We start from the raw sequence: 24,642 nt of genomic DNA on the forward strand, positions 1-24,642 counted from the left end.
TTTTTCTGAATTAGGCGTGTTTGATCATACCTGTTACGAACGCTTCATCATGTCAAAAAATTCATCGTTGGTTTTGGTCATCGCTAATTTGTTCATCAGGAATTCCATGGCATCGGTCTCACCCATAGGATGAATGATCTTGCGCAGGATCCACATCTTCTGCAGCTCTTCCTGAGTGGTCAGCAATTCTTCTTTACGGGTACCGGAACGGTTGTAATCAATGGCCGGGAATACACGTTTCTCGGCAATTTTACGCGAGAGATGCAATTCCATATTGCCGGTGCCTTTGAATTCTTCGTAAATCACTTCGTCCATTTTAGAGCCGGTATCGATAAGCGCAGTGGCGATAATGGTCAGGCTGCCGCCCTCTTCCATGTTACGCGCAGCACCAAAGAAGCGTTTTGGACGATGCAGGGCGTTGGCGTCCACGCCGCCGGTCAGCACTTTACCCGAGGCCGGAACCACGGTGTTGTAGGCACGGGCCAGACGAGTAATGGAATCCAGCAGAATAATAACGTCTTTTTTATGTTCGACCAGGCGCTTGGCTTTCTCGATGACCATCTCAGCCACCTGAACATGGCGTGAGGCAGGTTCATCAAAGGTGGAAGCGATAACTTCGCCTTTGACCAGACGCTGCATCTCGGTCACTTCTTCAGGGCGTTCATCTATCAGCAGGACCATCAATACGCAGTCCGGATGATTGTAGGCGATGCTCTGGGCGATATTCTGCAGCAGCATGGTTTTACCGGCTTTCGGCGGCGCCACGATAAGGCCACGCTGACCGCGACCAATAGGCGAAGCCAGATCCAGTACGCGAGCGGTCAAATCCTCGGTAGAGCCATTGCCGCGCTCCATACGAAGGCGGGAATTGGCATGCAGCGGCGTCAGGTTTTCGAACAGAATCTTGTTACGCGCGTTTTCCGGCTTGTCATAGTTGACTTCGTTGACCTTTAACAGGGCAAAGTAACGCTCGCCTTCTTTCGGCGGGCGGATTTTGCCTGAAATGGTGTCACCGGTGCGGAGGTTGAAACGGCGGATTTGGCTGGGAGAAACATAAATATCGTCGGGACCGGCAAGATAGGAGCTGTCGCCTGAGCGGAGGAAACCAAATCCATCCTGCAATATCTCCAACACGCCGTCACCGAAGATATCCTCGCCACTTTTGGCATGCTGCTTCAAAATGGCGAAGATAATGTCCTGTTTGCGCATACGGGCCAGATTTTCCAGCCCCATATTTTCGCCGAGAGTAACTAGCTCAGAAACCGGCGTATTTTTTAATTCGGTAAGGTTCATAATGGGGGTTCTTAAACTCGGGGTATATCTCGAACTGTTTTGTGGATGGTATGGCAGCGTATAATCGTGCCGGTCTAACGGCATTTAATCCCGGTGCATCCCGTTTGGGCTGATGAACAGCAAATCATGCAAAATGAATAACAAGAAGACTGAAGATTAAGAGCGCCTAATAACGGATTAATTCAAATCAGGATTGCCTTGAACACCTTGCTTGACACGCTGAAGCTTGTTCTACAACGGGGTTCGGGCAAAGAGTAAAACTCAGATTCAAACTACAGGTAAGATCTAAATGCAGTGGACATAAACTTAGCATGGTTCTTGATGGGCGTCTAGCAGTCAATATGAGAAAACATAATGAACGCCGCCGCCCAGACAGGATACTCTGAGAGGGTATTACAGATTGGCGTTAAGAAAATCTTTCAACTGGCCTTTTGACAGGGCGCCAACTTTGGTTGCGACCACTTCGCCGTCCCGGAACAACAGCAGGGTCGGAATACCGCGAATGCCGTATTTTGGCGCAGTAGCCGGGTTCTCATCAATGTTCAGCTTGGCGATAGTCAGTTTACCGTCAAACTCATCAGCCACTTCAGCCAGGATAGGGGCAATCATCTTGCAAGGCCCGCACCATTCGGCCCAGAAATCGACCAGGAAGGAACCCTTAGCCTTTAATACATCGGTATCAAAGCTGTCGTCAGTCAGGTGAATAATTTTATCGCTCATGTTCGCTCCACAGGATTATCATTACCACGCTGCGGATACATTGACCGGCAACGGGTTGACTTTATTTCACTGGATACACTTTCGTAATGCAATAGTTAACTGTTATTCTACCACACTATGAGCAAAACACACTTAACTGACAAGAAGTTTTCCGACTTCGCCCTGCACCCGCTGATTACTGAATCTCTTGAAAAACAAGGATTTACTAATTGCACGCCTATTCAGGCTCTGACGTTGCCCATCACCCTTAGCGGGAAGGATGTGGCGGGCCAGGCGCAAACCGGAACCGGAAAGACGCTGGCATTCCTCGCTGCCACGTTTCATCACTTACTGACTCACCCTGCAAATGAGCAACGCCAGACCAATCAGCCAAGGGCGCTTATCATGGCGCCTACCCGTGAGCTGGCAGTGCAAATTCATTCCGATGCTGAACCCTTAGCCCAGGCAAGCGGCCTGAAAATGGGTCTGGCTTACGGCGGCGATGGCTATGACAAACAGCTGAAGGTGCTGGAATCCGGGGTCGACATCCTGGTCGGCACCACCGGTCGCCTGATTGACTATACCAAGCAGAATTACATCAATATGGGTGCCATTCAGGTGGTGGTGCTGGATGAAGCCGACCGGATGTTCGATCTGGGCTTTATCAAGGATATCCGCTGGCTGTTCCGCCGTATGCCCGCCGTCGATACCCGTGTCAACATGCTGTTTTCCGCTACGCTTTCCTATCGGGTGCGTGAACTGGCGTTCGAACATATGAACAACGCCGAATATGTCGAAGTCGAGCCGCTGCAAAAAACCGGCTATCGCATTAAAGAAGAATTGTTCTATCCGTCCAATGAAGAAAAAATGCGCTTGCTGCAGACGCTGATAGAAGAAGAATGGCCTGATCGCAGTATTATCTTCGCCAACACCAAGCATCGCTGCGAGGATATCTGGGGCCATCTGGCGGCGGACGGGCATCGCGTTGGCCTGCTGACCGGCGATGTTTCCCAGAAAAAGCGCTTGCGTATTCTGGATGAGTTTACCCAGGGTACCCTGGATATCCTGGTTGCCACCGATGTTGCGGCCCGCGGCTTGCACATTCCCTCGGTCACCCACGTGTTCAACTACGATCTTCCCGATGACTGTGAAGATTATGTTCATCGCATCGGCCGGACCGGCCGCGCCGGTGAAAGCGGTTTCTCCATCAGTCTTGCCTGTGAAGAATATGCGTTGAACCTTACCGCGATTGAAAGCTATATTGGCCATCAAATCCCGGTAAGTAAATACAACAGCGATGCGTTGCTCACCGATTTGCCGGCGCCCAAGCGTCTTACGAGAACTCGGCCCGGTAACGGCCCGCGCCGTAACTCAGCGCCGCGCCGCAGCGGAGCTGTGCGTCATAACCGCAAACGTCCGAGCTAGCGAGATAAGATGAACCGTTCCACCTCACTCTATGCCGCCATTGATTTGGGCTCCAACAGTTTTCATATGTTAGTGGTACGTGAGGTGGCAGGGACCATCCAGACTCTGTCCCGTATCAAACGTAAAGTGCGTCTGGCCGCCGGGCTCGATAAGCACAACCGGCTTTCCGCCGATGCCATGCAGCGCGGCTGGCAATGCCTACGCCTGTTTGCCGAGCACCTGCAGGACATTCCCGCAGCGCATGTCCGGGTTGTGGCGACCGCTACCCTGCGTCTGGCGACCAATGCCGACGATTTCATGACTACCGCCCGGCAGATTCTTGGCTGCGATATTCAGGTAATCAGCGGTGAAGAAGAAGCCCGGTTGATTTATCAAGGCGTCGCCCATACCACCGGCGGCTCTGATGAGCGTCTGGTGGTGGATATCGGCGGCGGCAGTACCGAGCTTATCGTCGGCCGCGGGGCGCAGGCGCTGGAGCTTTACAGCTTGGAAATGGGCTGTGTGACCTGGCTGGAAAGGTGGTTTAACGACCGCAGCCTGACGAAAGAGAACTTTGAGCAGGCGGAACAGGCGGCCAGGGAAATGATCCGTCCAGTGGTCTCCAGTTTGCTGGCCCGGGGCTGGCAGATATGCGTTGGCGCTTCCGGCACCGTACAGGCCATCCAGGAAATCATGGTCGCTCAGGGCATGGATGAACAGATTACCCTGAGTAAGCTGCTGCAGTTAAAGCAGCGGGCAATCAACTGCGGCAAACTGGAAGAGTTGGAAATAGAAGGATTGACGCTGGACCGGGCTCTGGTATTTCCCAGCGGTCTGTCGATTTTGCTGGCGGTATTCCATGAGCTGGGCGTCAAAAGCATGACCCTGGCCGGTGGGGCGCTGCGCGAAGGTATCCTGTACGGCATGCTCGATTTGCCGGTCTGCGAAGATATCCGTGAGCGTACGCTGGCCAATCTGCAGCGCCGTTATCAACTGGACACCGATCAGGCAGAACGGGTCAGTCAACTGGCCGAAGATCTTGCCCGTCAGGTCGCGCACAGCTGGCAGCTGGACTACCGATGTTTCGCCTTGCTGCACTGCGCCAGCATGATCCATGAGATCGGTCTGAGCATTGATATTAAACACGCGCCGCAACATGCGGCCTATCTGGTCAGACACACTGATTTACCCGGCTTTACCCCCGCCCAGCAAAAATTGATTGCCACGCTTTTGCAAAACCAGAGCCACCCTATAGATTTGGTACAGCTGAATCACCAGAATAGCCTGCCGCCCGCCATGGCGCACCGGCTGTGCCGCTTATTGCGTCTGGCGATTATTTTCGCCAGCCGCCGACGCAGCGATACGCTGCCCGAGGTAACACTGCGGGCACAGGACGACACGCTGCAGGTGATCGTGCCCGAGGGATGGCTAAGCGCGCACCCGCTGCGGGCGGAGTATCTGGAGCAGGAAAGCCAGTGGCAGAGCTATGTCCACTGGCCACTGCTGATTATCGAAGCAGGACCGGCGCCGGTTTCAGCCTGACCCGGGCTTCACCCCTCTCCCTTGGCTTTCGCCAACTGGGCGCGGATGGTGGCCAGATGGCTCTGTCCCTTGGTCATCCGCTCTTCGGCGCTGACCACTTTACGTATCGTTTCCCATGCCAGATCGTCCTGGGGCAGTTCCAGCAGAAAACGGCTCGGCTCCGGGCGGATGGTTTCGCCATACTGGCGCCGCTCCCGGCACAGGGTAAAGGTCAGTTCCCGCTGAGCGCGAGTAATGCCGACATAGGCCAGCCGGCGCTCTTCATCGATATTGTTCTCGTCGATACTGCTCTGATGCGGCAATATGCCCTCTTCCATGCCGACCAGGAATACGCAGGGAAACTCCAGTCCCTTGGAGGCATGCAGGGTCATCAGCTGCACCTGATCCAGCTCTTCATCACTTTCGCCCCGCTCCATCATGTCGCGCAGGGTGAATCGGGTCACTACCTGATCCAGCGTCATCGGGTCATTCAGTTCCGAGCCTTCCAGCATATCAGTCATCCAGGCAAACAGCTGGTTGACGTTCTTCATGCGCATTTCAGCGGCCTTCGGGCTGGGCGAGGTTTCATGCAGCCAGCTTTCGTACTCCATGCCTTGCACCAGATCACGTACCGCCGCCACCGGCTCGCTGTCGGCGCGGCGGGCAACCCCCGCCATCCAGTGAGTGAAGGTTTGCAGCGATTCCAGACCGCGTCCGGTCAGCGTTTGCGACAGTCCCAGGTCAAAACTGGCGGCAAACAGGCTTTTGTTGCGCTGCGCGGCCCACTCCCCCAGCTTGGACAGGGTCGCCGGTCCTATTTCACGGCGCGGCGTATTGACCACTCTGAGAAAGGCGCTGTCGTCGTCGGGGTTGGTCAGTACCCGGAGGTAAGCCAGCAGATCCTTGATTTCAGGACGTGAGAAAAATGACGTGCCGCCCGATATCCGATAAGGAATACGGTTTTGCATCAACATCTTTTCAAACAGCCGGGACTGGTGGTTACCCCGATAAAGAATGGCGTAGTCGCGATAGGGCGTCTTATTGATATAATGGTGGGCTATAAGTTCTCCCACCACCCGCTCGGCCTCATGATCCTCATTATTAGCGGTAATCACTTTCAGTGCCTGACCATAGCCCAGCTGTGAGAACAGGCGCTTTTCAAACAAATGCGGATTGTTGGCGATAAGGATATTCGCCGCCTTGAGGATACGTTCGGTGGAGCGGTAATTCTGCTCAAGCTTTATCACCTGCAACGCCGGAAAATCCTGCTGCAGCAGTTCCAGGTTCTGCGGGCGAGCTCCACGCCAGGAATAGATCGACTGATCGTCATCGCCCACCACGGTAAAACGCGCCCGGGCGCCGACCAGCATCTTTACCAGCTCGTACTGGCTGGTATTGGTATCCTGGTATTCGTCCACCAGCAGATAGCGCAAACGCTGCTGCCAGCGCTCCCGCACTTCCGGGTTACTTTGCAAAAGCCGGGTCGGGCGCAGGATCAAATCATCAAAGTCCAGCACATTACAGGCGCGCAAATGGGCATCATACAGGCCGTAGCAGTGAGCAAACAGCTTATCCCGCTCAGTTCGCGCCGACGCCGCGGCCTGAGCGGGATCGCGCAAATCGTTCTTCCAGTTGGAGAGGGTGGATATCAACTGCTTGAGCAGGTCTTTATCGCCTTCCAGCCATTGATCGGTCAGGTCCTTGAGCAGCGCCAGCTGATCCTGATCGTCAAACAGGGAAAAGCGTGATTTCATCCCCAGGGCCTGGTATTCCCGCTTGATGATTTCCAGACCCAGGGTATGGAAGGTGGCGATGGTCAGCCCGCGAGCTTCTTTGCGGCCCAGCGTCTGGGCCACGCGTTCCTTCATCTCGCGAGAAGCCTTGTTGGTAAAGGTAACCGCTGCGATATGCCGCGCCTGATAGCCGCACTCCCGGATAAGGTGGGCTATTTTAGTGGTGATAACGCGGGTTTTGCCCGATCCTGCACCCGCCAGCACCAGACAAGGCCCGGTAACAAACTCTACGGCATGCTGTTGGCTTGGGTTCAGGCGCATATCGGTCTCCTGCACATACGCGGGGAAAAATCAGTGGCAGGGATTGTAGCAGAAAGGCCGGCAAGCTTAAGCGCAAAAAAAACCACCGCCAAGGCGGTGGCTGAATAGACCTGACTGCGGCAATGGATTAGTTGGCCACCGCAATACGTTTCATGTCTTTCATGTAGCCGCGCAGGGTGCTGCCGATGATTTCGATCGGATGCTGGCGGATAGCTTCGTTCACATCACGTAACTGGGCATTGTCGATTTCACCGGCGGCAACCGATTTACCCAGATCGCCGGCCTGCAGACTGGACATGAATTGTTCTTTCAGTAACGGCACGGCAGCGTTGGCGAACAGGTAGTTGCCGTATTCGGCGGTATCAGAGATAACCACGTTCATTTCATACAGGCGCTTACGGGCAATGGTGTTGGCAATCAGCGGCAGTTCATGCAGTGATTCATAGTAAGCCGACTCAGCGATGATACCGGAGCGGGTCATGGTTTCAAACGCCAGCTCAACACCGGCTTTAACCATGGCGATCATCAGCACGCCGTGGTCGAAATATTCCTGCTCAGGGATTTTGCCTTCAAACTGCGGCGCATTTTCGAAAGCGCTCTGGCCGGTCTCTTCACGCCAGCCAAGCAGTTTAACATCGTCGTTATCCCAGTCGGCCATCATGCCGCTGGAAAATGCGCCGGTGATGATATCGTCCATGTGTTTTTCAAACAAAGGCTGCATCAGGCCTTTCAACTGCTCAGACAGGGCAAAGGCGCGCAGCTTGGCGCTGTTGGACAGACGGTCCATCATCAGGGTGATGCCGCCCTGCTTCAGCGCTTCGGTGGTGGTTTCCCAGCCGAACTGAATCAGTTTTTCAGCGTAGGCAGGGTCGACACCGTCAGCGACCATCTTGTCGAAGCACAGCAGCGAACCGGCCTGCAGCATGCCGCAGAGGATGGTCTGTTCGCCCATCAGGTCGGATTTGACTTCGGCAACGAAAGAAGACTGCAATACCCCGGCACGGTGACCACCGGTTGCGGCGGCCCAGGCTTTGGCCAGCGCCATGCCTTCACCCTTGGGATCGTTTTCAGGATGAACGGCGATAAGGGTCGGCACGCCGAAACCGCGCTTGTATTCTTCACGGACTTCGGTGCCCGGACATTTCGGCGCTACCATGATGACGGTGATGTCCTGACGAATTTCTTCACCGACTTCCACAATATTGAAACCGTGTGAATAGCCCAGGGCTGCGCCCTGTTTCATGATCGGCTGCACCGCTTTTACCACGGCGGAATGCTGCTTGTCCGGCGTCAGGTTGACCACCAGATCCGCTTGAGGGATCAGCTCTTCATAGGTGCCGACCTTGAAACCGTTTTCGGTGGCTTTGCGCCATGAGGCGCGTTTCTCGCTGATGGCCTCCGGACGCAGGGCATAAGAGATATCCAGGCCGGAATCGCGCATGTTGAGACCCTGGTTGAGCCCCTGGGCACCACAGCCGACAATCACCACTTTTTTCCCTTTCAGGTAGCCCGCTTCATCCGCAAATTCGTCCCGGCCCATAAAGCGGCATTTTCCTAATTGCTCCAGCTGTTGGCGCAGGTTTAAAGTGTTGAAATAATTAGCCATGGTACTACTCCGTTGTGGTCTGGTGCTTTTCAGTTGTCTGGGCAGTTTACCCGGTGGGGAAACTTTCGTTGATAGCCACTATAAGGCAGGAAACGCGTTGCTTAAATTGATATATTAACAATCTGATGTTGCGAATAGTGCAACGTACTGCCGAGAACGTCATCCCATGGATATCCGAGATCTGAAACTGTTTCTTCATCTGGCCGAAAGCCGGCATTTTGGCCGCAGCGCCAAAGCGATGCATGTCAGCCCTTCAACGCTGTCGCGCCAGATCCAGCGGCTGGAAGATGACATCGGGCAGATCCTGTTTTTGCGCGATAACCGGACAGTTCAGCTCACCGATGCCGGCCAGCAGCTCAAACAATTCGCCCAGCAGACCCTGTTGCATTACCAGCAGCTACGCCACAGTCTCGGGCAGCATGGTCCCTCGCTCAGCGGCGAGCTGCGGCTGTTCTGCTCGGTGACCGCCGCGTACAGCCATCTGCCGCCGATCCTTGATCACTTTCGGGCTGAACATCCGCTGGTTGAAATCAAATTGACCACCGGCGATGCCGCCGATGCGGTAGAGAAAGTCCAGTCCGGTGATGCAGACCTGGGCATTGCCGGCCATCCTGAAATTCTGCCCTCAAGCATCGATTTCACGCCGATTGGCGATATTCCAATGATCCTTATCGCGCCGGCCCTGCCATGTCCGGTACAGGCCCAGACCCGGGCCGAGCTTCCCGACTGGCCGCATATCCCGTTTATCCTGCCGGAGCACGGCCCGGCCCGACGACGCATCGACCACTGGCTGCGGGCCAATCGCATTACCAATCCGCTGATTTATGCCACCGTCGCCGGGCATGAGGCCATCGTATCAATGGTCGCACTCGGTTGCGGGATAGCGTTAATCCCGGATGTGGTCATGGAAAACAGTCCGGAACCGGTAAGGAACCGTATTTCGGTACTGGAGCACGGCACGCCGGTCGACGCCCTGCAACTGGGGGTCTGCGTGCAGCGCAAGCGTACGCAGGAGCCACTGATCAGCGCCTTCTGGCAATTACTGGAGCGCTGATGCGGCCGTCGACATACTAGCCCGCCAGAAAGAAGCGAAAGGCCGGATTACGCGTTTCATCATGGCATTCATAGCCCAGTTCGCGCAGATGACGCTCAAATTCCGCGTCCTGCTCTGGCAGTTCAAATCCGGCCAGGACCCGGCCATAGTCGGTGCCGTGACTGCGATAATGGAACAGCGAAATATTCCAGTGAGTGCCCAGGGTGTGCAGGAACTTCAGTAAGGCGCCCTGGGATTCCGGGAATTCAAAACTGTACAGTCGCTCGCGGATAGGCTTCGATGGCCGGCCGCCCACCATGTAGCGAACGTGGGTCTTGGCCATTTCATCGTCGGACAGGTCCACCACCTGATAGCCGCCCTGGTGCAGCAGACTGATGATCTCTTCGCGTTCTTCATGGCCGCGAGTCAGGCGTACGCCGACAAAAATGCAGGCATTATCGCCATCGGCATAGCGGTAGTTGAATTCGGTTACCGCCCGGCCGCCCAGCAGTTGGCAGAAGGTCAGGAAACTGCCTTTCCGCTCAGGGATGGTGACCGCCATCAAGGCCTCACGCTGTTCACCCAGTTCGCAGCGTTCAGACACATAACGCAGGCCATGGAAATTCATGTTGGCGCCGGACAGCACGTGCGCCAGCCGTTCGCCCTGAATATTATGGAGCTGGATATACTTCTTCATGCCCGCCAGCGCCAGAGCGCCGGCCGGTTCGGCAATCGCCCGCACGTCTTCGAATAAATCCTTCACTGCCGCGCAGATAGCATCGCTGTCGACGGTAATCACGTCATCCAGGTAATCCCGGCACAGCCGGAAAGTTTCATCGCCGATGCGTTTCACCGCTACACCTTCAGCAAATAAGCCGACCCGGGCCAAGTCCACCGGGTGACCGGCTTTAAGGGCGGCGCACAGACAGGCCGAATCCTCGGCCTCGACGCCAATTACCTGTATCTGCGGCATCAGATGCTTAATCACTACCGCCACGCCCGCCGCCAGTCCGCCGCCGCCGACCGGCACGAAAATCCGGTCCAGATGGGCATCCTGCTGCAGCAGTTCCATCGCCAACGTACCCTGCCCGGCGATCACCGCCGGATGGTCGAACGGCGGAACGAAGGTGTAGTTCTGCTCTCGCGCCAATTCAATGGCTTTGGCCTTGGCTTCATCGAAATTGGCGCCATACAGCAGCGCCTGCCCGCCAAAACGCCTGACCGCATCCACTTTGATATCCGCGGTGCTGACCGGCATGACGATAAGCGATGTCATCCCCAGGCGGGTAGCCGACAGCGCCACGCCCTGGGCGTGATTACCGGCCGATGCCGTCACCACCCCATGGGCCTTCTGTTCCTCCGTCAGGCTGGCCATCATGGCGTAAGCCCCGCGCAACTTGAAGCTGTGCACCGGCTGGCGATCTTCACGTTTCACCAGCACCTGATTGCCCAGGCGAGCCGACAGCTTTTCCATTTTCTGCAGCGGAGTCACTTCGGCGACTTCATACACCGGCGAACGCAGGGCGGCACGCAGGTACTCCGATGGACTGGGGGCCGCCGGCAATGGTAACGACTCTGCCATGATAGGTTAGCCTCCCAGCTTGCTTTTATCGCGTACGGCACCTTTATCGGCGCTGGTCGCCAGAGTGGCGTAAGCGCGCAGCGCATAGGAAACCTGGCGCTGGCGGGATTGCGGGGTCCAGGCAGCGGTTCCGCGCGCCAGTTCGGTTTCACGGCGGGCGGCCAGTTCACTGTCGGCCACCTCCAACTGGATGCTGCGCTGGGTGATATTGATATCGAGGATATCGCCATCGTGCACCAGGCCAATCAGACCGCCGCTGGCGGCTTCCGGAGACACATGGCCGATTGAAAGGCCAGAAGTGCCGCCGGAGAAACGTCCATCGGTGATAAGGGCACAGCTTTTACCCAATCCCATCGACTTGAGATAGGTGGTCGGGTACAGCATTTCCTGCATCCCCGGCCCGCCTTTCGGCCCTTCATAACGAATCACCACCACGTCGCCGGCCACCACTTTGCCGCCGAGGATTGCCTCAACCGCATCGTCCTGGCTCTCAAAGACTTTCGCCGGGCCGCGGAACAGCAGATTACCTTTGTCGACCCCGGCGGTCTTGACGATACAGCCATCTTCGGCGACGTTGCCGTAAAGCACCGCCAGCCCGCCATCCTGACTATAGGCAAACTCACGGGAACGGATACAGCCTTCCTGCCGGTCGGTATCCAGTGACGGCCAGCGACAGTCCTGGGAAAAGGCTTTGGTGGTGCGGATGCCGGCCGGGCCGGCCGAATACATGCTTTTGACCGCTTGATCCTCGGTCAGCATCACATCGTATTGACGCAGGGTTTCCGGCAGATCCAGGCCAAGAATATTTTTGACTTCACGGTTCAGCAGACCGGCGCGATCCAGCTCACCGAGGATGCCCAGCACGCCGCCGGCCCGGTGCACATCTTCCATATGGTATTTTGGCGTGCTTGGCGCCACTTTACACAGGTGCGGTACCTTGCGTGACAAGCGGTCGATATCAGCCATGACAAAGTCTATTTCGCCTTCCTGGGCCGCCGCCAACAAATGCAGCACGGTGTTGGTCGAACCGCCCATGGCAATATCCAGGATCATGGCGTTTTCGAACGCTGCTTTGCAGGCGATGCTGCGCGGCAGCACGCTTTCGTCATCCTGTTCGTAATAACGTTTGGCCAGGCCGACGATCCGGGTTCCGGCATTGAGAAACAGTTGCTCGCGATCGGCATGGGTCGCCAGCAGCGAGCCATTGCCCGGCTGGGAGAGGCCGAGGGCCTCGGTCAGGCAGTTCATCGAGTTGGCGGTGAACATGCCGGAACAGGATCCGCAGGTCGGACAGGCAGAGCGTTCAATCTGGTTGCTGTCGGCATCGGAGACATTGGGGTTGGCCCCCTGGATCATGGCGTCGATCAGATCCAGTTTGATGATTTTGTCGGATAATTTGGTTTTACCGGCTTCCATCGGGCCGCCGGAAACAAAAATCACCGGGATATTCAGGCGCAGCGCCGCCATCAGCATGCCCGGGGTGATTTTATCGCAGTTAGAGATACAGACCATGGCGTCGGCACAGTGGGCATTGACCATGTATTCCACCGAGTCGGCAATCAGTTCGCGCGACGGCAGTGAGTAGAGCATGCCGCCATGGCCCATGGCGATACCGTCGTCGACGGCAATGGTGTTGAACTCTTTCGCCACCCCGCCTGAGGCTTCGATCTGCGTGGCCACCAGCTTGCCCAGATCACGAAGGTGAACATGGCCCGGCACGAACTGGGTGAAGGAGTTGACCACGGCGATAATCGGTTTACCGAAATCATCGTCGGTCATTCCGGTCGCTCGCCATAACGCGCGGGCACCGGCCATATTTCGGCCATGGGTGGTGGTAGCTGAACGGTACTTAGGCATGCTCGATACTCCAGTTATTCTTTTTTGCAGGCAGAATCTTCTGCCCGCTGAGTCTTAACGTTTTATTGTTATGGGTTGACCTGATCCAGCCAGCCCCATTTATCTTCCGTTTCACCGGTGAACAGGCCAAAGAACGCCTGCTGCAGTTGCTTGGTCACCGGGCCGCGTTTACCGATACCAACCTGAATACCGTCGACGCTGCGAACCGGAGTGATTTCCGCTGCGGTACCGGACATGAACACTTCATCGGCCAGATACAGGGATTCACGGGACAGCACCTGTTCGCGAACCTCGAGACCGGCATCTTTGGCCAGTTTGATGATGGCGTCGCGGGTAATGCCCGGCAGCGCGGAGGAAGTAAACGGCGGGGTAAACAGAATACCGTCCTTCACTTCAAACAAATTTTCGCCCGCGCCTTCGGACACATAGCCGTGCACATCCAGGGCAATACCTTCCTGGTAGCCGTGACGGCGTGCTTCACTGCCCACCAGCATCGATGAGAGATAGTTACCACCGGCCTTGGCCGCGGTCGGAATGGTGTTGGCCGCGACCCGGTGCCAGGAGGAAACCTGGGCATCGATTCCCTGCTCCAGCGCCTCTTCACCCAGATAAGCCCCCCAGGGGAACGCGGCGATAATAACGTCGGTGGTATAGCCTTCAGGCGGGTTGACGCCCATGCCCACATCGCCGATAAACACCAGCGGACGGATGTAGGCGCTGATAAGCTTGTTCTTTCTCAGCACTGAACGGCAGGCTTCCATCAGATCGTCAACGCTCTGGCTAACCGGCATACGATAGATTTTGGCTGAATCGCGCAAGCGCTGCATATGTTCGCGGTGACGAAATACCACCGGCCCTTTGTGCGAGTCGTAGCAACGCACCCCTTCGAAGACTGATGAACCATAATGCAGCGCATGCGACATTACGTGAACTTTGGCTTCTGCCCACGGAACCATTTCGCCGTTAAACCAAATAAAATCAGCTTTCTTCGTCATTTCTTTTTTCCTTACTCGCGCATCAGGCACGTATTTGTTGTGTAGTCATGTGCTGGATCTCGACACCGGCGACATCCATTAATTTGCTTAACTGTACAGACAGTAAATCGACCGGACGCTGGCTGGCAACGGTCATTTGAATATTTAATCTTTCCGTATCGGCCTGCGGCGCCATATTCAACGCGCAGACTCTGAAACCACGGTGGCGCACCACACGCAAGATACGCTCCAGAACTTCAGGACGAAAGCGTGCATCGATAGAAAGCTGATGTTGCATCATGACATTTTCTCCATCATGGTTTCATTGCCGGCGCCGGGCGGCACCAGGGGCCAGACATTTTCATTCTCATCAATAGACACATGCAGCAGATAAGGGCCTTGATGAGTTAACAGGGTGTCGAGCGCGGCATCAATCTGGTCTTTACGGCTGATGTGCTGGCCGGGGATATCAAAGGCGCTGGCAAGCGTAAGGAAGTCGGGGTTATCTGAAAGGGTAGTTTCGCTGAATCGTCCATCAAAGAATAACTGCTGCCACTGCCTTACCATTCCCAACCGCTGGTTATCCAGCAAAACAATTTTCAGGGGCAATTGTTTTCGTTTGATGGTGGTCAGTTCCTGAACATTCATCATAAAGGAACCGTCGCCCGATATGCAGATAACCTGGGCCTCCGGCCGGGCTACCTGGGCACCGACTGCCGCAGGGATGCCAAAACCCATGGTGCCCAGTCCGCTGGAGGTGATGAAATTCTCCGGCCGTTTAAAGCTCATATGCTGGGCGGCCCACATCTGGTGCTGCCCGACATCGGTGGTGATGACGGTATCTTCGGGCGTGCGGCTCGACAGGGCATTAAGCAGCGCCGGCGCATAGATAGCCTCGCCGGGATGATCATAGCGCCAGCGATATTCGGCCTTCAGCGCCCGGACTTCGCTGCGCCATTGATTGATGGATAAGGGCTGGGCCAGCGCCGGCAGCAGGGTATTCAACGCGCCCTGCAGCGCCACATGGGCCTGGCGCAGTTTACCCAGCTCGGCCGGATCGATATCCAGATGAATGACCTTGGCATGGGGAGCAAAAGTATTCAGTTTGCCGGTAACGCGGTCATCAAACCGTGCGCCTACCGCCATCAGCACATCACAGGACTGCACCGCCAGGTTAGCCGCCTGATTGCCGTGCATGCCGAGCATGCCCAGATAACACTCGTTATCAGGGTCGGGCGCCCCCAGTCCTTTCAGCGTGGCTACCGCCGGCATCCCGGTGATAGCCATGAATTCACGCAGGGCCGGTACGGCACCGGCCATACCCACACCGCCGCCGACATACAGCATCGGCTTGTGCGCCTGGCGCAGTAATTCGATCGCGGCGCTGATATCGCCCTGAAAAGTACTGCTCGGGTCATCAACCGTGGCCAGATGGGGAACCAGGTCGGCGGCGGCCAGTTGGATATCCTTGGGAATATCGATAAGTACCGGTCCGGGACGGCCGCCTTTGGCGATGTTGAAGGCTTCGGCCATGATCGCCGGCAGCTCATCCAGCGATTCCACCAGGAAACTGTGCTTGGTGCAGGCCAGAGACAGCCCCAATACGTCGACTTCCTGGAAGGCATCGGTACCGATAAAGGCCGAACCCACTTGGCCGGTAATCGCCACTACCGGCACGGAGTCCAGTAAAGCATCGGCCAGGCCAGTGATGAGATTGGTGGCCCCGGGGCCTGAGGTAGCGATACAGACGCCGACTTTACCTGTTGCCCGTGCATAGCCAATTGCCGCCATGGCTGCGCCTTGTTCGTGACGGCAAAGCAGGTGCTCTACCCCGCCATCATATAGCGCATCGTATACCGGCATGATAGCGCCGCCGGGATAGCCGAAAACCATGTCCACACCCTGTGTACGCAACGCTTGTACTACCCACTGAGCCCCATTCATAGTCAGTTCCCCGCCTTATTAGTGGAGGAACAGCATCTTATGCTGATTTTCATCTTCTGCCCCTTCTGTCTATACGTCGTTAAATTCTTCATTTTCAGTCCGCCGACATCATGCCAAAAAAAAACCCCCGTCCTTTCGGTGCGGGGGTTTTTCAGATTAGAGCTTGTTTTCTAAGCTTTTCTTCGTCCAAGTGCCGCCCCGCACGGTGGGATAATAATCACCACCACGCTAATCACGACTAGGCTAATCACTTGGGATACAGCTTTCATAAATAGGTTTTCATTAATTGTCTTTCGAATGAATACCTACAGAGTTATCACAGTTATTAGGCAATTGACAATCTTTTTTTAAGGATGATGCCGAAGATCGCCTGGGGTGTTAATTTAAAAAATGCTATTTTTCAGTGGATTAAGTAATACTCTTTTTTCTTTGCCTTTAGGGATTATCTTACAGCGCCTCGTGGCCGGATCCCCGCCGCAGTCTCAACTTGATGCTGCGTACACGGAACAGGTTTTCCTTAATCTCTGTCGGAAAGCCTGACTTGATGGCCGGCGAACGCTGGCGGATCAGGGCATGATAAACATCCCTTATCCAGGAGCACGCCATGTCACTCGCACTGATCCACAGTAGGGCTTCCACCGGTATTCAGGCGCCTCTGGTATCGGTAGAAGCTCATATCAGCAAGGGTTTACCCGGTTTCTACCTGGTGGGATTGCCGGAAACCGCCGTTAAAGAATCACGGGATCGGGTGCGCAGTGCATTGCTTAACAATGACTTCGTGTTCCCCGCCAGGCGGATAACCGTGAGCCTTGCACCTGCCGACCTGCCAAAAGAAGGCGGTCGCTATGACCTGCCGATCGCGCTGGCTATCCTTGCGGCTTCCGGCCAGGTGTCCACCGAAGCGCTAGCCCGTTATGAATTTCTGGGAGAACTCGCGCTGTCGGGTAGACTGCGGCATGTGCATGGGGCCATCCCAGCGGCGATGGCAGCGGCGGCCGACGGGCGCCAGCTGATTCTCGCCGCCCAGAACAGCGATGAAATAGCGCTTATCCCCGATTCGCGGGCCTTGGTAGCAGAACAGCTAAAGGAGGTCTGCCAGTTCTTCAGCGCCGGCCGGCCCCTGCAACCGCCACCAGAACCTGTCTTACCTCAAGCAACCGAAGCCGGCCCCGATCTTGGCGAGATAATCGGCCAGCAGCAGGCCCGCAGAGCCTTGGAGGTAGCCGCCGCCGGCGGCCACAACCTGTTGCTGATTGGCCCGCCAGGCACCGGGAAAACCATGCTGGCCAGTCGCCTGCCCGGATTGCTGCCACCGTTAACCCGCAGTGAAGCCGTTGAAGTCGCCGCTATCATCAGCCTGATGACCGACAATCCGCGGCGGATCTTGCCGGGCTGCCGCCCCTTCCGAACGCCACACCATGGCGCATCGCTGGCCGCCATGGTCGGCGGCGGCGCACTGCCCCGTCCCGGGGAAATCTCGCTGGCGCATAATGGCGTGCTGTTCCTTGATGAACTGCCTGAATTCCAGCGGCGGGTACTGGATGCGCTGCGCCAACCCCTCGAGTCCGGTGAGATTGTGATTTCGCGGGTTCAGCGCAAACTCAGACTGCCGGCACGCTTCCAGCTGGTTGCGGCGATGAATCCTAGCCCGACTGGCGATTATCACGGCATCCACGGGCGCAGCGGTCCCAGAGACACACTGCGCTACCTGAACCGTTTATCCGGCCCGTTTCTCGATCGCTTTGATTTATCCATTGAGGTGCCGCTGCTGCCGCCTGGCATGCTGCGGCGGCAGCGTCATGACGGTGAAAGTACCGCAACGGTGCAACGGCGGGTTCTCTCCGCCATAGGCATCCAGCAACAGCGCTGCGGCAAGACCAACGCACATTTAACTAATTCGGAGGTGGTAAAGTACTGTTATTTATGCGATGAAGACGCGTCGTTTCTCGAGGATGTCATGGAAAGGTTGGGGTTATCGGTCCGGGCATGGCACCGGACGCTGAAGGTCGCCCGCACGCTGGCGGATCTGGAAGGAGCAACTGATATCAGGCGCAGCCATCTTAGTGAAGCCATCAGCTACCGCAGCATGGATCGTTTGTTGCAAAAGCTCTGGCAGCAGGCTGAATAGCAATGTGGGGCCTTGTGGCCCCCCGGCAGAATCAGTCTTCGCTGTCGGTATAGTCTTCCACCACGTCCATTTGCGGTTTGCCGCCGGATAGCGTGTGAAACCGTTTTGGCCGACGTGTGTGGCTGACATATTTGAACCACACCTTTTCGTGCTCGGTGGATGGCTCGTGTTCACCGCGGCAAGTGGCAACAAAATGCTGCTCCTCGTCGGTAGCAGCCTGGCGTTTGCCACTGTCCAGATCATTGTAGGCATGACCACAACGCTCCAGCAGTTGAGCTTCCCTGATGGTGAAATGACCATGGCGCGAAAAGCCGCGAGGGTAATATTTGTTATCGAAATAACGAGTTGTGCTAGAAAAGCTGTCCGCCATTTTATGCGCTCCCCATCCTTACATAAGCCGTACAGATTATGGCGCGGAGTATTAGATAGGCTTGACTTTCTGTAAAACAAAACATTTTAATCATAACGATAAAATATTTTTGGAGATGGGCATGGATACAGAATTACTGAAAACCTTTTTGGAGGTCAGCCGCACCAGACACTTCGGCCGGGCAGCCGAAACCCTCTACCTGACGCAGTCCGCCGTCAGTTCACGCATTCGTCAACTGGAAACTCAGCTGGGCGTCAGCCTGTTTACCCGGCACCGCAACAATATCCGCCTGACGCTGGCCGGAGAGCGCCTGCTGCCCTATGCCGAAAGTCTGATGTCGACCTGGCAGTTGGCTAAAAAAGAGGTGAATCATTCGGTAGAAAACTTCCAGCTATCAATCGGCGCCAGCGCCGCGCTGTGGGAAGCCTGGCTCGGCAGCTGGCTAGAGACTCTTTATCAGCAGCGCCCGGCGCTGCAGTTGGAGGCCCGCATTGCGCCCCGCCACTTACTGATACGCGAGTTGCATGAACGGCAGCTGGATTTGCTTATCACCACCGAACCGCCGAAGATGGAGGAATTGGCCAGTCTGCAGTTGGGGCAATTTTCCCTGTCGCTGTTTGCCCACGGCCCCGCGCCGGAAGACTCGCCCCGTCCCTATATCCGGCTGGAATGGGGCGCCGATTTTCACACCCTGGAGAATCGTCTGCTGGCGGGCAATACCCAGCCACTGATGACCACCACGTCGGCCCATCTGTCGCGGCGGCTGCTGGCCTCCACCACCGCCTGCGCCTTCCTGCCGAGCGACTGGCAGAATGCCTATCCCGAACTGCAGCTTATCGTCGATATCCCCCCGCTTGTCCGGCCGCTGTATGCCGTATGGCTGCAGAACAGCGATCAGCGGCCGCTAATCCGCCAGATACTCAAAACCCCGGTGATATAACGCCGTCAACCGCGCTTTAAGCGGGTTTCGATACCGCAGCCGTACCCACGCTGCGCTTAGACAGCCAAAACGCGCTGAGCGCCTTCTGAAGACCGATAAATCCGAACAGTAGAATACCGATTACAATCTTGGTCCACCATGAACTCAGGGTGCCGTCAAAAGTGATATACGTCTGGATAAGCCCCTGGATCATTACGCCAAACAAGGTGCCCAGCACTGTTCCGACCCCCCCGGTCAGTAAGGTTCCGCCGATCACCACCGCAGCGATAGCATCCAATTCGACGCCGCTCGCCGCCAGGGCGTAGCCGGCCGAGGTATAAAGTGAGAATACGATCCCCGACAGTACCGCCAGCAGGCTGGACAGCATGTAGATCTGCACGGTGGTGCGCTTGACCGGCACCCCCATCAAGCCGGCCGAATAGGGATTGCCGCCGATGGCATAGACATTGTTACCAAAACGGGTGCGGTGAGCCAGCAGCATGCCGAGCGCCACGACCAGCAGCATCACCAGAGCCAGCAGCGTCAACCGGCCACCGCCGGGCATGCGCCAGGCGAAATTTGCCAGACTGGCATACACCGGATGATCAATTGGCACCGACTCCCGCGAGACGATAAAGCTCATGCCGCGCAGGAAGAACATGCTGGCAAGCGTAATAATAAACGCCGGCAGCTTCAGAGTATCGATAATCCATCCTGTCATGGCGCCATAAAGGGTGCCCATCACCAGCACGATGACAAAGGCGTAAGCCGGATCGATGCCGTATTGGCCAATCAGTTTCGCCAGCAGCACGCCAGTAAAGGCAATGGTCGAACCTACCGACAAATCAATACCGCCGGACAGGATGACAAAAGTCATCCCAACGGCGACAATACCGAGGAAAGCATTGTCGGTAAGTAAATCGCCAATCACCCGAGTAGAGGCAAAGCCTGGATACTGGCTCAGGCAATAGCCATAGCCGAGAATAAACACCAGAATGGTTATCACCAGCGGCAGGTTTCGTTTCAGCATCAGCGGTGCCTCCGGAACAGACTCAATGAGATACGCGGTGACTGAACCATCAGTACCAGCAGCACCACGATAGCTTTTACCACCAGATTGAATTCAGGCTGATAGCCTGAGAGTAGAATGCCGGTATTCATTCCCTGGATAATCAGCGCCCCCAGTACCGACATCAGTAAATTGAACCGACCGCCCAGCAGCGAACCGCCGCCGATAACGACCGCCAGAATCGCGTCCAGCTCCAGCCAAAGGCCGGCATTGTTGGCATCAGCTCCCTGGATATCCGCCGTGACGATAATGCCTGCCACCGAGGCGCACAGGCCGCAGAGCATATACACCACCATCACCATCAGGCGAGTGTTGACGCCTGCATTGTTGGCCGAGCGGATATTGATGCCTACGGCCTCGATAAACAGCCCCAGGGCGGTTTTGCGGGTCAGCAGCCACAGCAGCAGCAGCATGGCGAAAGCGATGATGACCGGTAATGGCAGCAGCAGCAGAGCGCCGTGGCCTATTTTGCCGAACAGCGCATGATCAAAGGTAATGATCTGCCCTTCGGTAATAAGCTGGGCAATACCCCGGCCCGCCACCATCAATATCAAAGTAGCCACGATCGGCTGGATACCCAGAAATGCAATCAGCAGCCCATTCCACAAGCCGCACAGGGCACCGACCACCAGCGCCGAACCGAGGGCGACCGGCAGCGATGCGCCATTGGCGATAAGCGTAGCCGATGCCGCCCCGGCGATAGCCATCACCGCCCCTACCGATAAATCTATTCCGCCGGTGGCAATCACCAATGTCATGCCGAGCGCCAGCAACGCCACCGGCGCACCGCGATTAAGAATATCGATAAGGCTGCCGAACAGTCGGCCGTCCTGGATATGCAGTGAGAAGAAGTGAGGCGAGACCAGGCTGTTGATGACCAGTATGGCAATAAGCGCCAGGCATTGAGTGGCGCCTTTGGGCATCGACCAGCGTATCCTTTTTGGACTCTCCAGAGCGGAGGGGGTTTTGCGGTTCACGATACAGCCTCCCTGTCCGGTGCGGCGATAGCTTTCATGATGGTGGCGACCGAAATGTCAGGATCTTGCAGCTGGGCCACATGGCGACGATCGCGTAGCACAATAATGCGGTCCGCATAACCGGCCATTTCTTCAAGTTCGGAGGAGATCACCAGCAGCGCCATACCCTGAGCGCAGAGCTGTTCAATCAGGCGGATAATCTCCGCGTGAGCCCCCAGATCAATGCCTCGGGTTGGTTCATCCAGAATAAGGAAACGGGGGTGGGTCGCCAGCCAGCGCGACAGCAGCACCTTTTGCTGATTCCCCCCGGAAAGATACTGGATTTCCTGTTCAGTGCCGGGAGTACGAATATTCAGCAGCCGGATAAATTCCTCGCTTATGCGCATCTGTTCGCGCAGCGAAAGCGGGCGCAGCCAGCCGCGCTGAGCCTGTAGCGCCAGGATGATGTTCTCCCGCACGGTGGCGGCGCCGACGATGCCTTCGGTCTTGCGATCCTCCGGGCAATAGCCGAAACCCAGTCGGGAGGCCTTGCGCGGATGATTAAGGCGTATCGGTTTGCCTTCAAGGGTCGCCTGTCCCCGATCGGCCGTCTTGATGCCAAACATCAGTTGGGCGGTTTCCGTCCGACCCGATCCCAAAAGACCGGCCAGGCCAACAATTTCGCCTGGCCTGACCGATAAATCAAATGCCTCCACCACCCCACGCCGCCCATACTGGCTGAATGCAACCAGGGGAGCGGCAGTGGCCGAGGCACGCTGACTGCGGTGCAGCAGGGTTTCATCAAAGGTTTTACCCAGCATCATCTCCACCAGTTCGAGCCTGGGCAGTTGAGCGGCGATACGGGTACCCACCAGTTTGCCATTGCGCAGCACTGTAATTCGGTCACTGATCTTGTAGACCTGATCGAGAAAGTGGGTGACGAAAATCATCGCCACCCCTTGGTCGCGGATCTGCCGCAGCATGGTAAGCAGCATGTCGACTTCGCGTGCGTCCAGGCTGGCGGTCGGTTCATCCAGAATCAGCACTCGGGCGGACAAATCCACCGCTCGGGCGATGGCGATAATTTGCTGGACGGCGATGGAATAGCTGGAAAGCGGTTGAGTTACATCAATATCCAGCCCGTACTGGGCAACGATCTCTCTGGAGCGCGCATTCATCTTTTGCCACGATACCATTCCCATACGGGTCGGTTCACGGCCGATGAACAGATTGGCGGCGACAGACAGGTTAGGCAGCAGGTTAACTTCCTGATAAACAGTGCCGATACCCATGCTCTGGGCATCGGCGGTACTCTTGGGATCCACCGATTCACCGTCCAGCAGGATTTCCCCCTGCGAACGATGATAAACCCCGGTCAGGGCTTTGATCAGCGTTGATTTGCCAGCACCGTTTTCCCCCAGTAATGCCATTATTTCGCCGCGGTTCAGCGTAAAGTCCACCTCTTGGAGCGCCTTTACCCCCGGGAATTCCACACTCAGGCCTTTAACCACCAACAGTGGCGATGTTTCCATGGTCTTCCCCTTTACAGCCGGACACGAATGGAAAACTTAACCGCTCGTCAAGGCGTGGGGGTCAGACCCGCCACGCCGGTTAAGGTCGAGATCAATAGCCCAGGGATTTCTTGGACTCAAACTCTTGCTTGGCGGTGTCCTGCAGTAATAAACGGGAATCGGTCTGGATGAATTTTTTCGGGACGGTACCGTCTTTTTTCCAGGCAATCAGCGCATCAAACGCCGGGCCGGCCATATTGGGGGTCAATTCGACCGTCGCATTGGCTTCACCGTTCATCATGGCTTTGAAAATATCCGGCACGCCATCAATAGAGACCACTTTGATTTGACTGCCTGGTTTCAGGCCCGCTTCCTTGATGGCCTGGATGGCGCCGATAGCCATATCATCATTGTGGGCATAGACCGCACAGATGTTCTTGCCGTTCTGTTCTGCCTTGATGAAGCTCTCCATGACCTCTTTGCCCTTGCTGCGGGTAAAATCACCTGACTGAGAGCGCACAATTTTGACCTTGCCGTTTTCGCTGATGCCGTCAGCGAAACCTTTTTTACGGTTAATCGCGACGCTTGACCCAACCGTTCCCTGCAGTTCGACCACGTTGCACTCTTTATCGCCGACTTCTTTCGCTAACCACTGACCGGCTACTTTGCCTTCGTAAACGCTGTCGGAGGCAACGGCGGCGGTATACAGCGAAGGATCATTGACCTCAATCATCCGGTCCAGCAGGAACACTGGGATCTTGGCTTCTTTCGCTTCCTGCAGTACCGGCGTCCAACCGGTAGCGACCACCGGCGCAATAAAGATGGCATCTACCCCTTGGGAAATAAATGAACGTACGGCTTTGATTTGGTTTTCCTGTTTTTGCTGGGCATCGGCGATTTTGAAGGTAATGCCGCGTTTTTCGGCTTCCATCTTGGAAACTTTGGTTTCGGCAGATCGCCAGCCAGACTCAGAGCCGATTTGTGAAAATCCCACGACCAGGGGAGCGGCTTGTGCTGCCTGGCATAAGGCGGCACTGACAGCCAATGCGATCATCATGCGCTTGACCATATTATTCTCCTTCACTTTGAATTTTATTATCTGTAGGGACGAGGCGCGTCAGGAGCGGTTGAGCCGCTGCCCTTACGCAACGCTTAAAACACAGTGAAAAATGCAATACTCCGCTACCGCCGACAGGCCAGCAGGCGCCTTGTATTTTTAGATGAATTGAAAATAATTATGATGAGCAATGTCACAGCCTGCAGTTATAGTGCGATTGTGCATATTTTTAGCTGATTTAGACCAGGGGATAGGCGAAAATCACGCCAAAAAAAAACCCCTCGCTTACGCGAAGGGTTTTTCTTTATCTGGCAGGGGCGGAGAGACTCGAACTCCCAACACCCGGTTTTGGAGACCGGTGCTCTACCAATTGAACTACGCCCCTAAATAGGGTGGCGGTGCGGACGGGACTCGAACCCGCGACCCCCGGCGTGACAGGCCGGTATTCTAACCGACTGAACTACCGCACCACCGATTCGGTACTCACCAAAAGACATAACAAATGCGGGGTCAACGCTTGCTAATGCTGTCTTCGGTGTTCGCTACAGCCGATATTCATGACTGAAGCTTAATTGGATGCCTGGCAGTTCCCTACTCTCGCATGGGGAGACCCCACACTACCATCGGCGCTACGGCGTTTCACTGCTGAGTTCGGCATGGGGTCA

20 protein-coding genes, 2 tRNA genes and 1 rRNA gene are annotated in these 24,642 nt (G+C 56.1%); 5 read left to right on the forward strand and 18 right to left on the reverse strand.

Annotation, left to right across the window (positions count from 1 at the left end):
• Positions 1-33 precede the first annotated feature (33 nt).
• Positions 34-1,293 (reverse strand): transcription termination factor Rho, encoded by a 1,260-nt coding sequence (rho, locus tag EDC52_RS15665; protein WP_131866540.1) that lies wholly within the window; start codon positions 1,291-1,293, stop codon positions 34-36.
• A 393-nt stretch (positions 1,294-1,686) separates the two neighbouring features.
• Positions 1,687-2,013, reverse strand: coding sequence for a thioredoxin TrxA (gene trxA, locus EDC52_RS15670; protein WP_131866542.1), 327 nt, complete (start codon positions 2,011-2,013; stop codon positions 1,687-1,689).
• A gap of 117 nt (positions 2,014-2,130) precedes the next feature.
• On the opposite strand from trxA, the gene rhlB reads away from it, so the two are divergent.
• Together rhlB and gppA are read left to right on the forward strand one after the other, a co-directional pair.
• On the forward strand, positions 2,131-3,417 hold the full coding sequence (gene rhlB / locus EDC52_RS15675; protein ID WP_131866544.1) for an ATP-dependent RNA helicase RhlB: 1,287 nt from the start codon (positions 2,131-2,133) through the stop codon (positions 3,415-3,417).
• A gap of 9 nt (positions 3,418-3,426) precedes the next feature.
• A complete protein-coding gene (gene gppA / locus EDC52_RS15680; protein WP_131866546.1) occupies positions 3,427-4,938 on the forward strand; it encodes a guanosine-5'-triphosphate,3'-diphosphate diphosphatase in 1,512 nt (503 codons plus the stop codon).
• An 8-nt stretch (positions 4,939-4,946) separates the two neighbouring features.
• On the opposite strand, the gene rep is transcribed toward gppA, so the two are convergent.
• The gene (rep, locus tag EDC52_RS15685; RefSeq protein ID WP_131866548.1) at positions 4,947-6,971 is read right to left on the reverse strand and encodes a DNA helicase Rep; all 2,025 of its coding nucleotides are present in this window, start codon (positions 6,969-6,971) and stop codon (positions 4,947-4,949) included.
• A 127-nt stretch (positions 6,972-7,098) separates the two neighbouring features.
• Positions 7,099-8,577, reverse strand: coding sequence for a ketol-acid reductoisomerase (ilvC, locus tag EDC52_RS15690; protein WP_131866550.1), 1,479 nt, complete (start codon positions 8,575-8,577; stop codon positions 7,099-7,101).
• Between the two features lie 166 nt (positions 8,578-8,743).
• Here ilvC and ilvY point away from each other — a divergent pair, with 166 nt between their 5' ends.
• Entirely contained in the window at positions 8,744-9,631 is an 888-nt protein-coding gene (ilvY, locus tag EDC52_RS15695; protein ID WP_131866552.1) for an HTH-type transcriptional activator IlvY, read from the forward strand.
• A gap of 16 nt (positions 9,632-9,647) precedes the next feature.
• Here ilvY and ilvA read toward each other — a convergent pair whose 3' ends face one another.
• The 6 genes from ilvA to ilvL form a co-directional block, all read right to left on the reverse strand.
• Entirely contained in the window at positions 9,648-11,192 is a 1,545-nt protein-coding gene (ilvA, locus tag EDC52_RS15700) for a threonine ammonia-lyase, biosynthetic (protein ID WP_131866554.1), read from the reverse strand.
• A 6-nt stretch (positions 11,193-11,198) separates the two neighbouring features.
• The gene (gene ilvD, locus EDC52_RS15705; protein WP_131866556.1) at positions 11,199-13,049 is read right to left on the reverse strand and encodes a dihydroxy-acid dehydratase; all 1,851 of its coding nucleotides are present in this window, start codon (positions 13,047-13,049) and stop codon (positions 11,199-11,201) included.
• A 68-nt stretch (positions 13,050-13,117) separates the two neighbouring features.
• Complete coding sequence (locus EDC52_RS15710; protein WP_131866558.1) at positions 13,118-14,044, reverse strand: branched-chain amino acid transaminase; 927 nt, start codon at positions 14,042-14,044, stop codon at positions 13,118-13,120.
• A gap of 22 nt (positions 14,045-14,066) precedes the next feature.
• Entirely contained in the window at positions 14,067-14,324 is a 258-nt protein-coding gene (gene ilvM, locus EDC52_RS15715; RefSeq protein WP_131866560.1) for an acetolactate synthase 2 small subunit, read from the reverse strand.
• Positions 14,321-15,967 carry an acetolactate synthase 2 catalytic subunit gene (gene ilvG, locus EDC52_RS15720; RefSeq protein WP_131866562.1) on the reverse strand — a complete coding sequence of 549 codons (1,647 nt, stop codon included), beginning with the start codon at positions 15,965-15,967 and terminating at the stop codon, positions 14,321-14,323. The genes ilvM and ilvG overlap by 4 nt, the downstream gene beginning before the upstream one ends.
• Before the next feature lie 170 nt (positions 15,968-16,137).
• Positions 16,138-16,236, reverse strand: coding sequence for an ilv operon leader peptide (gene ilvL / locus EDC52_RS15725; protein ID WP_131866564.1), 99 nt, complete (start codon positions 16,234-16,236; stop codon positions 16,138-16,140).
• 335 nt (positions 16,237-16,571) lie between these two features.
• Here ilvL and EDC52_RS15730 point away from each other — a divergent pair, with 335 nt between their 5' ends.
• A complete protein-coding gene (locus EDC52_RS15730) occupies positions 16,572-18,095 on the forward strand; it encodes a YifB family Mg chelatase-like AAA ATPase (RefSeq protein WP_131866566.1) in 1,524 nt (507 codons plus the stop codon).
• Positions 18,096-18,126: 31 nt separating this feature from the next.
• Here the strand turns inward: EDC52_RS15730 and EDC52_RS15735 are convergent, their stop codons facing one another.
• The gene (locus tag EDC52_RS15735) at positions 18,127-18,465 is read right to left on the reverse strand and encodes a DUF413 domain-containing protein (RefSeq protein ID WP_131866568.1); all 339 of its coding nucleotides are present in this window, start codon (positions 18,463-18,465) and stop codon (positions 18,127-18,129) included.
• Positions 18,466-18,586: 121 nt separating this feature from the next.
• Between EDC52_RS15735 and hdfR the strand changes: the two genes are divergently transcribed.
• Positions 18,587-19,405 (forward strand): HTH-type transcriptional regulator HdfR, encoded by an 819-nt coding sequence (gene hdfR / locus EDC52_RS15740; RefSeq protein WP_131866570.1) that lies wholly within the window; start codon positions 18,587-18,589, stop codon positions 19,403-19,405.
• A gap of 16 nt (positions 19,406-19,421) precedes the next feature.
• Here the strand turns inward: hdfR and yjfF are convergent, their stop codons facing one another.
• From yjfF to rrf, 7 genes are all read right to left on the reverse strand, one after another.
• Positions 19,422-20,414, reverse strand: a complete 993-nt coding sequence (yjfF, locus tag EDC52_RS15745) for a galactofuranose ABC transporter, permease protein YjfF (protein ID WP_131866572.1) — start codon at positions 20,412-20,414, stop codon at positions 19,422-19,424.
• Entirely contained in the window at positions 20,414-21,430 is a 1,017-nt protein-coding gene (gene ytfT, locus EDC52_RS15750; RefSeq protein WP_329955562.1) for a galactofuranose ABC transporter, ATP-binding protein YtfT, read from the reverse strand. The genes yjfF and ytfT overlap by 1 nt, the downstream gene beginning before the upstream one ends.
• On the reverse strand, positions 21,427-22,941 hold the full coding sequence (locus EDC52_RS15755; RefSeq protein WP_131866574.1) for a sugar ABC transporter ATP-binding protein: 1,515 nt from the start codon (positions 22,939-22,941) through the stop codon (positions 21,427-21,429). The genes ytfT and EDC52_RS15755 overlap by 4 nt, the downstream gene beginning before the upstream one ends.
• 91 nt (positions 22,942-23,032) lie before the next feature.
• Positions 23,033-23,989: a galactofuranose ABC transporter, galactofuranose-binding protein YtfQ gene (ytfQ, locus tag EDC52_RS15760; RefSeq protein ID WP_131866576.1), complete on the reverse strand. Its 957-nt coding sequence runs from the start codon at positions 23,987-23,989 to the stop codon at positions 23,033-23,035.
• A 297-nt stretch (positions 23,990-24,286) separates the two neighbouring features.
• A tRNA-Trp gene (locus tag EDC52_RS15765) sits at positions 24,287-24,362 on the reverse strand.
• 8 nt (positions 24,363-24,370) lie between these two features.
• A tRNA-Asp gene (locus tag EDC52_RS15770) sits at positions 24,371-24,447 on the reverse strand.
• Between the two features lie 108 nt (positions 24,448-24,555).
• Positions 24,556-24,642: ribosomal RNA gene (gene rrf / locus EDC52_RS15775) — 5S ribosomal RNA — on the reverse strand; the annotation flags it as partial.

Origin of the sequence: Biostraticola tofi (assembly GCF_004343195.1) — a bacterium.
GTDB lineage: Bacteria > Pseudomonadota > Gammaproteobacteria > Enterobacterales > Enterobacteriaceae > Biostraticola > Biostraticola tofi.

Coding starts and splice junctions, on each gene's coding strand:
- rho (WP_131866540.1), bottom strand. CDS start 1,293: ATGAACCTTACCGAATTAAAAAATACGCCGGTTTCTGAGCTAGTTACT.
- trxA (WP_131866542.1), bottom strand. CDS start 2,013: ATGAGCGATAAAATTATTCACCTGACTGACGACAGCTTTGATACCGAT.
- rhlB (WP_131866544.1), top strand. CDS start 2,131: ATGAGCAAAACACACTTAACTGACAAGAAGTTTTCCGACTTCGCCCTG.
- gppA (WP_131866546.1), top strand. CDS start 3,427: ATGAACCGTTCCACCTCACTCTATGCCGCCATTGATTTGGGCTCCAAC.
- rep (WP_131866548.1), bottom strand. CDS start 6,971: ATGCGCCTGAACCCAAGCCAACAGCATGCCGTAGAGTTTGTTACCGGG.
- ilvC (WP_131866550.1), bottom strand. CDS start 8,577: ATGGCTAATTATTTCAACACTTTAAACCTGCGCCAACAGCTGGAGCAA.
- ilvY (WP_131866552.1), top strand. CDS start 8,744: ATGGATATCCGAGATCTGAAACTGTTTCTTCATCTGGCCGAAAGCCGG.
- ilvA (WP_131866554.1), bottom strand. CDS start 11,192: ATGGCAGAGTCGTTACCATTGCCGGCGGCCCCCAGTCCATCGGAGTAC.
- ilvD (WP_131866556.1), bottom strand. CDS start 13,049: ATGCCTAAGTACCGTTCAGCTACCACCACCCATGGCCGAAATATGGCC.
- EDC52_RS15710 (WP_131866558.1), bottom strand. CDS start 14,044: ATGACGAAGAAAGCTGATTTTATTTGGTTTAACGGCGAAATGGTTCCG.
- ilvM (WP_131866560.1), bottom strand. CDS start 14,324: ATGATGCAACATCAGCTTTCTATCGATGCACGCTTTCGTCCTGAAGTT.
- ilvG (WP_131866562.1), bottom strand. CDS start 15,967: ATGAATGGGGCTCAGTGGGTAGTACAAGCGTTGCGTACACAGGGTGTG.
- ilvL (WP_131866564.1), bottom strand. CDS start 16,236: ATGAAAGCTGTATCCCAAGTGATTAGCCTAGTCGTGATTAGCGTGGTG.
- EDC52_RS15730 (WP_131866566.1), top strand. CDS start 16,572: ATGTCACTCGCACTGATCCACAGTAGGGCTTCCACCGGTATTCAGGCG.
- EDC52_RS15735 (WP_131866568.1), bottom strand. CDS start 18,465: ATGGCGGACAGCTTTTCTAGCACAACTCGTTATTTCGATAACAAATAT.
- hdfR (WP_131866570.1), top strand. CDS start 18,587: ATGGATACAGAATTACTGAAAACCTTTTTGGAGGTCAGCCGCACCAGA.
- yjfF (WP_131866572.1), bottom strand. CDS start 20,414: ATGCTGAAACGAAACCTGCCGCTGGTGATAACCATTCTGGTGTTTATT.
- EDC52_RS15755 (WP_131866574.1), bottom strand. CDS start 22,941: ATGGAAACATCGCCACTGTTGGTGGTTAAAGGCCTGAGTGTGGAATTC.
- ytfQ (WP_131866576.1), bottom strand. CDS start 23,989: ATGGTCAAGCGCATGATGATCGCATTGGCTGTCAGTGCCGCCTTATGC.